Raw genomic sequence first — 13,330 nt, 5'->3', positions numbered from 1 at the left:
ACCATCAACAGTGGACACTGAATCCGCGCCGCAATGGCCACTCGTTTCCTCCGTTTTCCGCAAGTTATAGCGGAATGCTGCCAGCCGGCGGGTGCAACTAAAACTTGCGCCGCCTATACTTTCCCAAGCAAGGGGCGATTCGTATGTGGGTTGGGGTTCGGCAGCGGTTCCAACGCTTTCATGAAGACTTGAACTTATCCAAGGATCAGATCGATGATGGCTTGGGCAAGCAACATGGCGTGCGGAAATCGCTTCACCGGGCGTATTACGACGAATCCACCGAAAGCCCGCGCGGGTTCATCGTAGGATCGTGGGGCAAAGGAACGGCCGTCGCCCCGCCAACCGATATCGATATCTTTTTTGAATTGCCCGTCGAAGTTTACCACCGGATCGAAACCTATCAGGGCAACAAGCAATCGGCGTTGCTTCAAGAAGTTCGCGGGCATCTTCTCACCACCTACCCGCAAACGAGCATACGCGGCGATGGGCAAGTGGTTATCGTCGGCTTTAATACCATTACCGTAGAGGTGGTGCCGGCGTTCCGATACGACGATTATGGCCGATTCTATATGCCGGACACGAACGATGGCGGCCGATGGAAGCTCGTCGATCCCCAAGCCGAGATCGCCTTCATCGATACCGCAGATGGCAACGCAAGCGGTAACGTGCGGCCGATGGCGCAGATGCTCAAAACGTGGAAGCGGCATTGCAACGTGCCGCTGAAATCCTACCAAGTCGAGTTGCTCGTGGCCGAATTCATGACGACCTACGAGTTTCGGCAACGCGACTACTATTGGTACGATTGGTTCATGCGGGATTTCTTCGCCTGGCTATGCAACAAGGCTTGGGCGAACTTGACCATCCCTGGCACCTTTGAATCCACAAATCTAGGGGATGCGTGGCTATCGAGGGCGCAAACCGCGCGCGATCGCGCTCTGCGGGCGTGCGCGGATGAATACAACGATTACACGATCTCGGCGGGCGAAGAATGGCAGAAGATATTCGGGGATCGAATTCCGATACACGTCTCATAGAAGACCACCGAAAGGCAATCATCGCGGAATGCCGACGGCAGGAGGAATCCTGCCTATACACTTCCACCACGCTTTACATTTGGCTTCGGCGGGTCCGCCGGCAAAAGCAATTCTTCGTGGCGGCGCCGATCGTCATCGGGGGCATCGCCGGTCTTTCGATTCTGCAGGATTGGGGATTCGATTGGATCGTGGCCGTTCTGGCATTCATCGCTAGCTTGTTCCCGGCCCTAGCTGATGCCTTGAAGTTCGAAACCAGCGCGGATGAAATTTCGCGGCTGGCGGCGAATTATAAGGCGCTACAGGATCGCTTTCGCCGCACCGCAAATATCACCACATTGAGCGATCTGCAGGCGGCAGAAGATGCTTTGGCCGAGTTGATGGATCGGATGGATGTCGCGCGAAGCAGCAGCATCACGCCGCCGGAGTGGGCCTTCGAAGAAGCCCAAAGGAAAATCGCCGAAGGGCATTATGATTTTTCGGTCGATCATCCGCCGACGCCTAAATGAGAGCCGCTACGACCGCCACGGTAAAGCAGTTCGCACGGTCCTGAACAACGAGGGACCAGTATCGGAAGTTGCGAATTAACCTTGAACGGCTGATTGGGGTCTGAATGTGATAGACAGACTTTTCGATGGAGGCTGAGCGAGACGGCAACTTGCCTGACCTCGGCTCGAGAAGCGTGACGCACAAGCCAATAGCTCGAACCTGAAGGACTGATCATGCAGGATGTTGCCCAGCTTCGCATTGAGGCCGCCCACAAGAAGATCGCGGAGGTGTTCTCCAAGGACTATGCCTTCACGATCCCAGCCTATCAGCGCCCCTATGCGTGGGAGACTATCCAGGTCGAAGAACTCCTAGCGGACCTTTTGGATGCCATGGGGCCGGAGTCGCGGTCAGAGGGGTTTTATTTCCTGGGCAGCATCGTTCTCGTCAAAATGCACGGGAGCCCGGACTCGCGGATCGTTGATGGGCAACAGCGCCTGACGACGCTGACGATCCTCTTCAGCGTAATCCGCGACTTGACGGAAGACCCCGTGAAACAAGCCAGCCGCGAGACCTATATCAAGCAGGTCGCCAACGAGGACGAAGGCATCCTCGAGGCGTTGCGACTGCAACTGAGGCAGAAGGATCAAGCCTTCTTCGAGAAGCACATTCAGACGCGGAGGGCGACCGACAGCCTCCCGTCGACTCACGGCCAGTCCGGAGCGAAGGCCAGGATCATTGAAAACGCTGCGATCATTCGCGCGAAGCTAGTGGAAATGGGCGAAGACAAGCGGAGTGAGCTTTTGCGTTTTCTCCTGCAGAGCTGTTACCTCGTCGTTGTGGAGGTCCCGACCCAGACCGCCGCTCGGCGCATCTTCACGGTGCTCAACGCGCGAGGGATGGACCTGTCCGCGACAGATATCCTCAAGGCCGACCTCTTGGAGCGCGCGGGAGAGCTGAAAGAGCGTCACCTTTCCCAGCGATGGGAAGACATCGAGGTTGCCCTTGAACGAGGAAAATTCAGCGATCTATTCACACATATTCGGATGATTTTCGAGCGCGACAAACCCCGTTCCGCACTTGAGAACGGGTTCCCTGAGCAGGTCCCGATCTTTCGCCAAGACCCCGTCGGGTTCGCGACAAGGTCCTCGAACCCTATGCCGACGCCTTCACGCTGTCGCAGAATGACGCCGAGCTCAGAAAAAGGTTTGGATCGCAGACGGCCGACCTCGTGCGATCCCTGGATCGACTGGACAACAAAGACTGGCTTCCGCCACTTTTACTCTGTCTCAGGCAGAACAACGAGGGGAAGCGGGATGACGTGCCCGAGATCGTGTTCCAGCTAGAGAGACTGGCATACTATCTCTTCATGGTGCGTGCGGACGTGAATGCGCGTATGTCGCGATATGCCGATGTACTGGACGCACTGGAACCACTTGCGGAGCCAAAGCCAAGGATCAGTGTGAAGGATCGCTCGACAGGATTCACCCTCACCCAGGCGGAAGCCTTCGCCCTGTTCAACGGATTGGACGGTGATGTGTATCTCGCAACGCGGGTTGTGAAGCCGATCTTGCTCCGGCTGGAACAAGCCTCAACGGACGGGTCGGCCATCTACGACTATCCGACAATTTCGGTCGAACACGTATGCCCCCAGACCCTCCCGGACAATTCTCAGTGGGCAAGATGGTTTACCGATCCCGAGGCGCACAGTTCTAGGCTTCACACCCTTGGAAATCTTGTGCTGCTTAACTTTCGAAAAAACGCGGCAGCCCGAAATTTCGAGTTTGATATCAAAAAGAACCAGTACTTCGCGCCTGGAAATTCCTGCGCATTCACCCTGACTAACGAGGTGCGGGCCTATTCGACATGGACGCCGGCAGACATTGAAGAGCGCCAGAAAGTTGCATTGCGGCGCTTGGCAAAAGACTGGCGTTTAGAAGATGTTTTTGAGAATTGGCGGAATTCTAAATGACTCCGGCCTGACGTCCGCGGTGACGCCCACATCCAGGACGGCAGCCCCCGATAAAACGCTGGCGTGCTTGGGCGCCTTGGTCTGTGGCCATTCACAGATTAGCAGCAGAACACATTGGCCTTGTCTTCGATCTCCTACAATGGCCCTTAGGCGCAGCACGAACGGCAGCTTTCGGCAACTCCCAAACGACCAAGAGCGACCGAAATTGCGTCGAAACCAGCCAGAATTAACTTGCGCCGCGTCGTGCTTTGGCAAACCCTCGATCCGTGGCGATGAACCGCTCCAGCATGGGCACGATCAGCCTGACGGGATCGGTTACAGGCTGGCCGCTCTCGCGGGCCAGCACCTCGGCATAGGCGACCAGATCGCGGTGAAGCGGCGCAGGCAACTCCACCGTCACCTTGACGGGCTTGTCGTCGGGCAGCGGGCCGAGTTTCAGCTTGATCATAGTCAATCTCCTGCCGGCTCGAACACAAGGTCGCGGGTGACGATGATCCTCACCGGGAAGCCCGGCCGGATGGTGAGCGTCGGCGTGACCTGCAACTGGCGCTGGACGATCTGCTGGCCTGCCTGATTGACGGTATCCTGCGCCCCGTCGCGGATGGCCCGGATCAGCCGGTCCTCGTCGCTGGTCGCCAGCTCCGTGCCGACTGCGAGGAGCGTGGACAGCCCTGCGGCCTTCATCAAATCCCACCAATGATAATCAATCCCGTCCTCTAGCCCGGCATAGCCGTTGGCGTCCGCGCCCGGCAGGCGCTCAAGGACGATGGAGTGTCCGCCCGGCAGGATCAGGCGGTTCCACACAAGCAGGACGCGGCGCTGGCCGAAGGTCACGCCGTCATCGTATTGGCCGATGATGCGCGTGCCCTGCGGGATTAGGAGCAGGCTGCCGGTCGGGCTGTCATAGACGTTCTCGGTGACTTGCGCAGTGATCTGGCCCGGAAGGTCGGAACGTATGCCGGTAATGAGCGCGGCTGGGATCACGGCCCCGGCCTGAAGGATGTAGGGCGATGCTGGCGGCGCGACGCGATCCGGCGCGACAGTCTGCCGGTCTACCGGCCCGTTGAGGAACGCCGTATGCCGGTCCTGCGTCGCGGGCTGTCCGCCAAGGCCGGCAAGGCCGGGCATGGCCGTACCCGCTGGCGATCCCGTGCGTGGGCCAGACTGGAAGAACACGTTGCTCAAGCGCGCGGCTTCTTCCTCGGCGCGGCGGCGTTCTTCCTCGGGATCGACTGTGGGCGTCGCCATGACGGGCGGCACAACTGGTTGCCCCCGGTTGTGTGCGTCAAGGATCGGACGGCCGAGGTCGCCGGGCAGTGCGGGGCCGAGCAACGGGCCGGTGTAGTCGCGCGGCAGGCCGGCGAGTCCGTCCGCCGTTGGTCGGTTCTCGGTCGAATAGAGTTCGTCGCCGCCCGGCCCTGCATCGCGGGTCTGGAGCGTGTAGATCAATGCGCCCCCGATGCCTAGAAGTGCGACAGCGCCGACGCCCGCCAGCATCTTGCGCGACAGGCGGGTGACGCGCGGCGGTTCGGCGCGAAGCCGCATGGGAGCTGCTGTGTCGGTATCGCTCATGAGGACGATCCTCCTATGGTTGCGCTGGCCGATTCTGCTGCCGCATGCGTCGGATTGGTGCGGACGATCCTGACGACCTGCTGGCGATTGCCGCTGCCAAGGCGCAGCTCGGCCGCCCCGAACAGGCGGTCCACGATCAAGACGTTCTGGTGGACGCGGCTGTTGACGATCTGCGGTTCGCCATTGGCGCCGAGCACAAAGATCGGCGGCATCTCGCCCTGCACGATCCCGGCCGGGAAGACCACATAGACACGGCGGCCATCGTCGAAGACGGAAACCGGCCGCCATGGCGGGCTGTCGCCCTGCACCTGCAAGCCATAGCGATAGTTCCGCGCAGCCTCGGCCGGGATGATTGGCGCGGCCGGGACGGTCTGGCGCTGGCCTGCTGGCAGCGCGGGATAGGCCCATGCCACGGCGGGCATGTAGAGCGATTCCCGCGCGCGCAGCTCGATCATGTAGGTGCGTCGGTCGGTGGTGACGACAAGGTTGGTGGAAATGTCCGGCCGTGTCGGCTTCACGAGGATATGGACACGGCGATTTGCACCGCTCCCGCTCTCGGTGTCGCCGATGATCCAGCGGGCGGTGTCGCCCGCCGCAATCGGCCCCGCGCCTGTCAGGCTTTCGCCCGGCTCCAGCGCGATCGTCGTGATCTGCCCGACTGCGGCATAGACCTGATAGAGCGCGCCTTCTGACCACGGATAAATCTGGATCGCGTTGTAGTAGCCTTCCCGGCGCGGCTCGACGCGAGCGGCTGCATTGGCGTTCTCGACGCGGCCGGTCGGCGTGCCGGCAGCCGTGCCGCCGCGTGCGACGGTCCATGCCGGGGGCACATGCAACGGCCGGGGCGTGTTGTCGGTTGCCGCCGCCTGCACGGTCGGCAGCGGCGGAACGCTGGAGTCATAGCTGAATTGCGGCGTCCGGTTGGTGGCGCAGCCTGCGAGCATGGTTGCCGAAAGCAGCATGGCCGCGATTGTCGGGATGCGGGTGATCGTCCTCATTGGCTCATCTCCCGCGACCATGAAATTGCATTGACATAGATTCCCAACGGGTTGGCGCGCAGGCGCTCGGCGTCGCGCGGCGGCTGGATGACGATGGTGAGGATCGCCGTCCATCGTTCGGTGCTGGAAAGCTGGCCGTTCTCGAAATGGCGTTCGGTCCACGCCACCCGGAAGCTGTTCGGCGATGCGCGGATGACGCTCGAGACTTCGACGGCGACCTGCTGACGGCCGACCTTCGCGAAAGGATCATTGGCGCGGGCGTAGTCGTTGAGCGCCGCCGCGCCGCGATCCGTGGTCCATTCATAGGCGCGAAGCCAGTTCTGGCGGACAATGATCGCGTCGGCCGGGATCGCGCGGACCTGCTCGATGAAGCGGCCGAGATGGAACGCGATCTGCGGATCGTTGGGCCGATAGTCGGCGTTGGCGGGCGCGACGGTCTGCGCCTGTCCTAGATTATCGACCTGCACCACCCACGGCACCACGGTCCCGCGTGCCGATTGCCAGACCAGCGCCGAGGCGAAGCCGGCCGAAAGGATCAGGGAGCCGAAGGCCATGAGCCGCCAGTTTTTCGCCTGCACGCGGGCCGAGCCGATGCGCTCGTCCCATGCCTGCGCGGCTCGTCTGTAGGGCGTCTCGGGTTCTGGCGATTTGCCGTAGTGGGTTGCTGGTCGTTTGAAGATGCTCATGAGCGGTCACTTTCGGAAAGGTTGACAGAGGAACCGGAGCCGTGGCTGTCGCCGGAGCGGACGGCATGGGCTGTCATGGTGGTGCCGTGGTTGAGGGCTTGCCGGCGCTGCATCCGCTGCGCCCAAGCCGGGGGACCATCGGGGGAAGTCGGCGGCGCGGCGGCCGGGGCGGCGCTCGCGCCGCCGACCGTGCCCATGGTCGAGCTGCCGCCAGTCGCGCCGAAGCCGGCCTTTGCGCCAGCGGAGAAGCTGGACTTGACGCTTTCGCTTGCTTGGGATGTTGCGCTGGAGGCTGCGCGTTTGAGCGGCGAGACGGCGGCCGAGCCTGCCGCTCGGGCGACACCGCCAAGGCCGGAGGCAACTCCCGCCGCCCCGGTCTGGCCGAGCGAGCCGAGGCTATAGGCAGCGGTCGCCGCGCCCGCGGCCGTTGCGCCTCCGCGAACGGCCGCGGCTCCACCGGACAGGGCAGCAGCGCCACCCTTCGCGGCAAGCATGGCCCCGCCACCGGCCGCCGCGCCGCCCGCAAGCACCATGCCGCCAGCAGCGAGGCCGGTTCCCACGGCTGCGCCCGCGCCGAGCTGCGGTCCACCCGAGACGATGCCGTTGGCGATGCCGGGGCCGAAGATGCCGAGGCCGAGCAGCGACAGCGCGGCGAGCACAATCGCCATGGCGTCGTCGATGGTCGGGGTTGCCCCGCCGAAACCGGCCGTGAATTGCGAAAACAGGGTGCTGCCGATGCCGATGATGACGGCGAGCACCAAGACCTTGATGCCGGACGACACTACGTTGCCGAGCACCTTTTCGGCCATGAAGGCGGTCTTGCCGAAAAGGCCGAAGGGGATGAGGACGAAGCCGGCAAGCGTGGTCAGCTTGAACTCGATCAGGGTCACGAAAAGCTGGATGGCGAGGATGAAGAAGGCCAGCACCACCAGCGCCCATGCGAACAACAGGCACGCGATCTGGATGAAGTTCTCGAAAAAGGCGATCCAGCCCATCAGGTCGGAAATGGAATCGAGCAGCGGGCGGCCGGCGTCGAGGCCGGTCTGCGCCACGCGGCCCGGCCGCATCAGATCGGTGACGGAAAAGCCGGTGCCCGACGCCATGAGGCCGAGGCCGGCGAAGCTCTCGAAGACGATGCGGGCTAGATTGTTCCAATTGCCGATGATGTAGGCGAAGACGCCGATGAACAGCGTCTTTTTGACCAGCCGGGCGATAATGTCGTCATCCGCGCCCCATGCCCAAAAGAGCGCGGCGAGTGTCACGTCGATGACGATCAGCGTCGTGGCGATGAAGGCCACCTCGCCGCCGAGCAGGCCGAAACCGCTGTCGATGTAAGAGGTGAATACCCCAAGGAAATTGTCGATGACGCCCGTGTTGCCCATGGTCAGCGCGCCTCGCTGCGGTCACGGCCGAGGAAGCGGTCGCGGGATTCTGCCCATGCGGCGAGGCAATCCGTATCGCTCGCCGCCGCCTCGCCAAGCTGCTGGCAACGGCGCAGGGTTTCGCGCAACGGATCGGCCGGGGGCTGGAAGGCCGGCGCAGAGGGTGGCGCGGAAGGCTCGTCCTTCCGCGCCATGTCGATTGCGGTCGCCGTGACGGCGATGGCGATGAACACCACGGCCCCGAGCCGGGCCAGCATCTTGCCGTCCATGGCGGGCCTCCCGGTCAGTTGTTGCCGTTGTTGAACATCTGAGCGTTGCCGGGCTGGTAGCCGGTGCCGGGTGTCAGAAACCGCTCACGCTGGATGCGGCCCTGTTCGGCGGCGGTCGCGCGCTCGGCCTCGGTCAGCGCATCGGCGCGGCCGTTCGCAGAGATGACCGCGATCAGGTCGGAAAGCTGCTGCGACTGGAGCGCGAGAAGCTGATTGCCAGCCTGCGTGGCTTGCAGAGCGCCGGTCGCGCCTTGGCTCTGGCCGACCAGCGCGGCCATCTCGGCCCGGTTGCTGTCGATATTGCCGACTGCGCCAGCCTGCACGCGCATGGCGTCCTGCAAGCCACCGACCGTATTTTCCCACCGGTTGCGCGCATCGGCGACCAGTTGGGCCTCGGTCGCCGAAAGCGACACATTGCCATACTGCTTCTGGAACGCTTGGTCGATCTGGCCGACCTCGAACGCGATGTTCTGTGCCTGCCCGAGAAGCTGCTGCGTGCGCTGGACGCTTTGCTGAAGCTGCTGGAGCGACGAATACGGCAGGCTCGCTAGATTGCGGGCCTGATTGATGAGCATCTGTGCTTCGTTCTGGAGGCTCTGAATCTGGTTGTTGATCTGCTCCAGAGTGCGGGCGGCCGTCAGGACGTTTTGCGCGTAGTTGGACGGGTCATAGACGATCCGGCCGAAAAGCTGCGCATGGGCCGGGCTTGCCAGCATGGGCGAAAGCGCGACGGGCACGCCAAGCGCCAGTGCAAGGGCCGAGGCCCCAACGATCTTGGGATAGGTCATGGAAGAATCTCCTGTGTGGGGTGGCTATCGAGCCGGGCCGACGCGGCGGATTCCGGCCGGTCGGCAAGATTGGTGAGGTTCGGGATCAACTCGGCCGCCCAATCGACGCCGCGATGGCGCAGCCAGCCGGCGAGGAAGCCGTCGCGGCCGTGCTCGGCATGGATGCGCGCGATTGCGGTCTGGTCGGATTTGGAGGATGCGGCGCAGAGCGCGAGGCCGACTTCGGACAGGCCAAGCTCGAACAGGCGATTGCCCATGCGGCTTTGGCAGTAATAATCCCGCTTGGACGTGGCCCGTGCGAGGATTTCGATCTGCCTGTCATTGAGGCCGAAGCGGCGATAGATGGCCGTGATCTGCGGTTCGATGGCGCGCTCGTTCGGCAACAAGAGTCGCGTCGGGCAGCTCTCGATGATGGCGGGCGCGATGTTGCTGCCGTCGATGTCGGACAGGCTTTGCGTGGCGAAGATGACGCTGGCGTTTTTCTTGCGCAGCGTTTTCAGCCATTCGCGGAGCTGGCCGGCGAACCCCTCGTCGTCCAGCGCAAGCCAGCCCTCGTCGATGATGAGCAGCGTCGGCCGCCCGTCGAGCCGGTCGCCGATACGATGGAACAGATAAGCGAGCACGGCCGGGGCCGCGCCGGTCCCGACCAGCCCCTCGATCTCGAACGCCTGCACGTCCGCCGATCCGAGATATTCGCTCTCGGCGTCGAGCAGCCGGCCATAGGCACCTCCGACGCAGAACGGCCGAAGCGCCTGTTTCAGATCGTTAGATTGCAGCAGGACCGCGAGGCCGGTGATCGTGCGTTCCTCGACCGGCGCGGAGGCGAGCGAGGTCAGCGCCGTCCAAAGATGTTCCTTCACCTCGGGCGTGATCGCCAGCCCCTCGCGCATGAGGATGGCGGCAATCCAGTCCGCCACCCATGCGCGTTCATAGGTGTCGTGGATACGGGCAAGCGGCTGGAGCGAAACGGACACCTCGTCCCCATCTGTCAGCCCGCCGCCGAGGTCGTGCCAGTCGCCGCCCATGGCGAGCGACGCAGCGCGGATCGAACCGCCAAAGTCGAAGGCGAAAACCTGCGATCCCGCGTAGCGCCGGAACTGCAAGGCCATGAGAGCGAGCAACACTGATTTGCCCGCGCCCGTGGGGCCGACGACAAGGGTATGGCCTACGTCGCCGACATGCAGACTTAGCCGGAACGGGGTTGAGCCTTCGGTCTTTCCAAAGAGCAAAGGGGGTGCACCGAAATGCTCGTCCCGTTCCGGCCCCGCCCACACCGCCGAAAGCGGGATCATGTGGGCGAGATTCAAAGTGCTGATGGGCGGTTGCCGCACGTTCGCGTAGGCATGGCCCGGCAGCGAGCCGAGCCATGCGTCAACTGCGTTGACGGTCTCGGCCATGGCGGTGAAGTCGCGGCCCTGAACGATCTTCTCGACCAGGCGCAGCTTCTCTTGCGCCACGCGCGGGTCGGCATCCCAAACGGTGACGGTTGCCGTGACGTAGGCGATGCCCGCCACGTCCGCACCAAGCTCCTGCAACGCCATGTCCGCGTCGAGCGCCTTGTTGGCGGCGTCGGTGTCCACAAGCGCGGACGCCTCGTTCGTCATGACCTCTTTCAAGATCGCGGCGACGCTCTTGCGCTTGGCGAACCACTGGCGACGGATGCGGGTCAGCAGCCGGGTCGCATCGATCTTGTCGAGCAGGATCGCGCGCGTGCTCCACCTGTAGGGGAACGGAAGCCGGTTCATGTCGTCGAGCAGGCCGGGCGTCGTCGCGGTCGGGAATCCCACGATGGTCAGCACGCGCAGATGCGCGTCGCCAAGGCGCGGCTCCAGTCCGCCGGTCAACGGCTGGTCGGCGAGCAGCGCGTCAAGGTGCATCGGCACCTCGGGCACGCGCACGCGATGCCGGTTGGTCGAGATGGTGGAATGGAGATAGGTCAGCGTCGCGCCGTCATCCATCCAATGGCAATCGGGCATGAAGCCGTCGAGCAGCGCGAGAACGCGGTCGGTGCGGTCGATGAAGCCGCGCAGTAGCTCCCACGGGTCCACGCCCGTTTTCTCGCGGCCCTCGTAAAGCCAGCTTTCCGCCCGCGCGGCTTCCTCGGCCGGGGGCAGCCAGAGGAAGGTGAGGAAGTAGCCGGACACGAAATGCGCGTCTGCTTCCTCGAAACCGGCCTTGCGCTCGGCATCGACCAGCGCCGACGCGGGATCGGGAAACATGCTGTCGGGATAGGTCGCGGCTTCGCTGCGCTGTGCCTCGACGAAAATACTCCAGCCGGAGCCGAGACGGCGCACGGCGTTGTTGATGCGGCCGGCGACGGCGACCAGCTCGGCGGCGACAGCGGAATCCAGATCGGGACCGCGAAACTTCGCGGTGCGCTGGAATGAGCCGTCCTTGTTCAAGACAACGCCGGAGCCAACCAGTGCCGCCCATGGCAGATAGTCGGCGAGCCGGGTCGCGGTGCGGCGGTATTCGGCAAGGTTCATCATCGACGCGCCTCCCTCAAACCGCCAGATGACCGGGGATGCGGAGATGCCGCCGCCCGACCTCGACAAAGAGGGGATCGCGCTTTGCCGCCCACACGGCCGCGAAATGGCCGATGGCCCAAATGGCGATGCCTACCAGCCAGAGGCGCAGGCCGAGGCCCACGGCCCCGGCCAGCGTCCCGTTCATGATGGCGATGGAGCGCGGTGCGCCACCGAGCAGGATATGCTCGGTCAACGCCCGGTGGACGGGGATCGAGAATCCCGGCACCGCGTCGAGCTGTTCGAGGCCGCCCGCCATCAGATGAGCGTCCCGCCGCCGAACGAGAAGAATGACAGGAAGAAGCTCGACGCGGCGAACGCGATGGACAGCCCGAACACGATCTGGATCAGCTTACGGAAACCGCCGCCCGTATCGCCGAAGGCCAAAGTCAGGCCGGTGACGATGATGATGATGACGGCGATGATCTTGGCGACCGGCCCCTCGATGGATTGGAGGATTTGCTGCAAGGGCTGTTCCCATGGCATCGACGAACCGGACGCATGGGCGGCCGGGGCGAGCACGAGGCTAATGGCAAGGGTGGATGAGGCGGTCGCGGCGAAGCGATAGCCGCGCGTGAGCGTGCGGATCATGAAGATTCTCCTGTGTTGGTGGGGGCTGCCGAAGGGATGGGATGCGTGATGCGGTAGTCGCCGTCCGGCCCCAGCCCCTCGACACGGGCAAGCTCGGCCAGCCGGCGCGCGGAACCGCGCCCGGAAAGGACCGCAACAAGGTCGATAGTCTCGGCGATCAGGGCGCGCGGGACCGTGACGACAGCCTCTTGGATGAGCTGTTCAAGGCGACGGAGCGCGCCGATTCCGGTGCCGGCGTGGATGGTGCCGATGCCGCCGGGATGGCCCGTGCCCCATGCTTTGAGCAGGTCGAGGGCTTCAGAGCCGCGCACCTCGCCGATGGGAATCCGATCCGGGCGCAGGCGCAGGGATGAGCGGACCAGATCGGAAAGCGTCGCCACGTCGTTCTTCGTCCGCATGGCGACAAGGTTCGGCGCAGCACATTGCAGCTCGCGCGTGTCCTCGATGATGACAACGCGGTCCTGCGTTTTCGCCACCTCGGCGAGCAGCGCGTTGGTCAGCGTGGTCTTGCCGGTGGACGTGCCGCCCGCCACGAGGATATTGGCGCGAGACTGGACAGCGACGCTTAGCGTCTCGGCCTGATCGGCGGACATGATGCCCGCCCCCACATAGTCGTCGAGCGTGAACACCGCGACGGCGGGTTTGCGGATGGCGAAGGCCGGCGCGGCGACCACGGGCGGCAAAAGGCCCTCGAACCGCTCGCCGCTCTCGGGCAGTTCGGCCGAGACGCGTGGGCTGCGGGCGTGAACCTCTGCGCCGACATGATGCGCGACCAGCCGCACGATGCGTTCGCCATCGGCGGCGGACAGTCGCTCGCCAGTGTCGGATAATCCTTCGGACAAGCGATCGATCCACACCCGCCCGTCCGGGTTCAACATCACCTCGACCACGGCCGGGTCTTCGAGCAGCCGGGCAATGGCGGGTCCGAGTGCAGTGCGCAACATGCGTGCGCCGCGTGCAATCGCCTCCGGTTTATGGTGGTTGGTGGTCATGTCGGCCCCGGATTTTGGTGGGGACGCGACAGGCAATC

At 63.8% G+C, this 13,330-nt stretch carries 15 protein-coding genes; 4 read left to right on the top strand and 11 right to left on the bottom strand.

Annotated features, from left to right (window positions below; translation table 11 throughout):
* The first annotated feature begins 143 nt into the window (after positions 1-143).
* From PD284_RS01210 to PD284_RS01195, 4 genes are all read left to right on the top strand, one after another.
* Positions 144-1,034, top strand: a complete 891-nt coding sequence (locus tag PD284_RS01210) for an SMODS domain-containing nucleotidyltransferase (RefSeq protein WP_274626415.1) — start codon at positions 144-146, stop codon at positions 1,032-1,034.
* Complete coding sequence (locus PD284_RS01205) at positions 989-1,540, top strand: SLATT domain-containing protein (RefSeq protein WP_274626414.1); 552 nt, start codon at positions 989-991, stop codon at positions 1,538-1,540. The genes PD284_RS01210 and PD284_RS01205 overlap by 46 nt, the downstream gene beginning before the upstream one ends.
* A gap of 213 nt (positions 1,541-1,753) precedes the next feature.
* Positions 1,754-2,863 (top strand): DUF262 domain-containing protein, encoded by a 1,110-nt coding sequence (locus PD284_RS01200; RefSeq protein WP_274626413.1) that lies wholly within the window; start codon positions 1,754-1,756, stop codon positions 2,861-2,863.
* Positions 2,839-3,489 (top strand): HNH endonuclease family protein, encoded by a 651-nt coding sequence (locus PD284_RS01195; protein WP_274626412.1) that lies wholly within the window; start codon positions 2,839-2,841, stop codon positions 3,487-3,489. Before PD284_RS01200 ends, PD284_RS01195 begins: the two co-directional genes overlap by 25 nt.
* A 226-nt stretch (positions 3,490-3,715) precedes the next feature.
* On the opposite strand, the gene PD284_RS01190 is transcribed toward PD284_RS01195, so the two are convergent.
* From PD284_RS01190 to trbB, 11 genes are read right to left on the bottom strand one after another with little or no spacing between them, the layout of a single operon-like run.
* A complete protein-coding gene (locus PD284_RS01190; protein WP_274626411.1) occupies positions 3,716-3,937 on the bottom strand; it encodes a DUF2274 domain-containing protein in 222 nt (73 codons plus the stop codon).
* A gap of 2 nt (positions 3,938-3,939) precedes the next feature.
* A complete protein-coding gene (locus PD284_RS01185; RefSeq protein ID WP_274626410.1) occupies positions 3,940-5,061 on the bottom strand; it encodes a TraB/TrbI/VirB10 family type IV secretion system protein in 1,122 nt (373 codons plus the stop codon).
* Entirely contained in the window at positions 5,058-6,059 is a 1,002-nt protein-coding gene (gene trbG, locus PD284_RS01180) for a P-type conjugative transfer protein TrbG (RefSeq protein ID WP_274626409.1), read from the bottom strand. Before trbG ends, PD284_RS01185 begins: the two co-directional genes overlap by 4 nt.
* Entirely contained in the window at positions 6,056-6,745 is a 690-nt protein-coding gene (trbF, locus tag PD284_RS01175) for a conjugal transfer protein TrbF (RefSeq protein WP_274626408.1), read from the bottom strand. Before trbF ends, trbG begins: the two co-directional genes overlap by 4 nt.
* Positions 6,742-8,127 carry a P-type conjugative transfer protein TrbL gene (trbL, locus tag PD284_RS01170; protein WP_274626407.1) on the bottom strand — a complete coding sequence of 462 codons (1,386 nt, stop codon included), beginning with the start codon at positions 8,125-8,127 and terminating at the stop codon, positions 6,742-6,744. The genes trbF and trbL overlap by 4 nt, the downstream gene beginning before the upstream one ends.
* A gap of 2 nt (positions 8,128-8,129) precedes the next feature.
* Positions 8,130-8,396 carry a putative entry exclusion protein TrbK-alt gene (gene trbK-alt / locus PD284_RS01165; RefSeq protein ID WP_274626406.1) on the bottom strand — a complete coding sequence of 89 codons (267 nt, stop codon included), beginning with the start codon at positions 8,394-8,396 and terminating at the stop codon, positions 8,130-8,132.
* Positions 8,397-8,410: 14 nt separating this feature from the next.
* Positions 8,411-9,184 (bottom strand): P-type conjugative transfer protein TrbJ, encoded by a 774-nt coding sequence (trbJ, locus tag PD284_RS01160; protein ID WP_274626405.1) that lies wholly within the window; start codon positions 9,182-9,184, stop codon positions 8,411-8,413.
* The gene (gene trbE, locus PD284_RS01155) at positions 9,181-11,673 is read right to left on the bottom strand and encodes a conjugal transfer protein TrbE (protein WP_274626404.1); all 2,493 of its coding nucleotides are present in this window, start codon (positions 11,671-11,673) and stop codon (positions 9,181-9,183) included. Before trbE ends, trbJ begins: the two co-directional genes overlap by 4 nt.
* A gap of 13 nt (positions 11,674-11,686) precedes the next feature.
* Positions 11,687-11,968 carry a VirB3 family type IV secretion system protein gene (locus PD284_RS01150; RefSeq protein ID WP_242414565.1) on the bottom strand — a complete coding sequence of 94 codons (282 nt, stop codon included), beginning with the start codon at positions 11,966-11,968 and terminating at the stop codon, positions 11,687-11,689.
* The gene (locus PD284_RS01145) at positions 11,968-12,300 is read right to left on the bottom strand and encodes a TrbC/VirB2 family type IV secretion system protein (RefSeq protein WP_274626403.1); all 333 of its coding nucleotides are present in this window, start codon (positions 12,298-12,300) and stop codon (positions 11,968-11,970) included. Before PD284_RS01145 ends, PD284_RS01150 begins: the two co-directional genes overlap by 1 nt.
* A complete protein-coding gene (gene trbB / locus PD284_RS01140; protein WP_274626402.1) occupies positions 12,297-13,292 on the bottom strand; it encodes a P-type conjugative transfer ATPase TrbB in 996 nt (331 codons plus the stop codon). The genes PD284_RS01145 and trbB overlap by 4 nt, the downstream gene beginning before the upstream one ends.
* Positions 13,293-13,330 lie beyond the last annotated feature (38 nt).

This window comes from Mesorhizobium shangrilense (assembly GCF_028826155.1).
GTDB lineage: Bacteria > Pseudomonadota > Alphaproteobacteria > Rhizobiales > Rhizobiaceae > Arvimicrobium > Arvimicrobium flavum.
This window is presented reverse-complemented; position numbering and strand designations above follow the sequence as displayed.

Excerpts from the sequence above, each read along its gene's own strand:
- PD284_RS01210 (WP_274626415.1), top strand. The coding sequence starts at position 144 with ATGTGGGTTGGGGTTCGGCAGCGGTTCCAACGCTTTCATGAAGACTTG.
- PD284_RS01205 (WP_274626414.1), top strand. The coding sequence starts at position 989 with ATGGCAGAAGATATTCGGGGATCGAATTCCGATACACGTCTCATAGAA.
- PD284_RS01200 (WP_274626413.1), top strand. The coding sequence starts at position 1,754 with ATGCAGGATGTTGCCCAGCTTCGCATTGAGGCCGCCCACAAGAAGATC.
- PD284_RS01190 (WP_274626411.1), bottom strand. The coding sequence starts at position 3,937 with ATGATCAAGCTGAAACTCGGCCCGCTGCCCGACGACAAGCCCGTCAAG.
- PD284_RS01185 (WP_274626410.1), bottom strand. The coding sequence starts at position 5,061 with ATGAGCGATACCGACACAGCAGCTCCCATGCGGCTTCGCGCCGAACCG.
- trbG (WP_274626409.1), bottom strand. The coding sequence starts at position 6,059 with ATGAGGACGATCACCCGCATCCCGACAATCGCGGCCATGCTGCTTTCG.
- trbF (WP_274626408.1), bottom strand. The coding sequence starts at position 6,745 with ATGAGCATCTTCAAACGACCAGCAACCCACTACGGCAAATCGCCAGAA.
- trbL (WP_274626407.1), bottom strand. The coding sequence starts at position 8,127 with ATGGGCAACACGGGCGTCATCGACAATTTCCTTGGGGTATTCACCTCT.
- trbK-alt (WP_274626406.1), bottom strand. The coding sequence starts at position 8,396 with ATGGACGGCAAGATGCTGGCCCGGCTCGGGGCCGTGGTGTTCATCGCC.
- trbJ (WP_274626405.1), bottom strand. The coding sequence starts at position 9,184 with ATGACCTATCCCAAGATCGTTGGGGCCTCGGCCCTTGCACTGGCGCTT.
- trbE (WP_274626404.1), bottom strand. The coding sequence starts at position 11,673 with ATGATGAACCTTGCCGAATACCGCCGCACCGCGACCCGGCTCGCCGAC.
- PD284_RS01150 (WP_242414565.1), bottom strand. The coding sequence starts at position 11,968 with ATGGCGGGCGGCCTCGAACAGCTCGACGCGGTGCCGGGATTCTCGATC.
- PD284_RS01145 (WP_274626403.1), bottom strand. The coding sequence starts at position 12,300 with ATGATCCGCACGCTCACGCGCGGCTATCGCTTCGCCGCGACCGCCTCA.
- trbB (WP_274626402.1), bottom strand. The coding sequence starts at position 13,292 with ATGACCACCAACCACCATAAACCGGAGGCGATTGCACGCGGCGCACGC.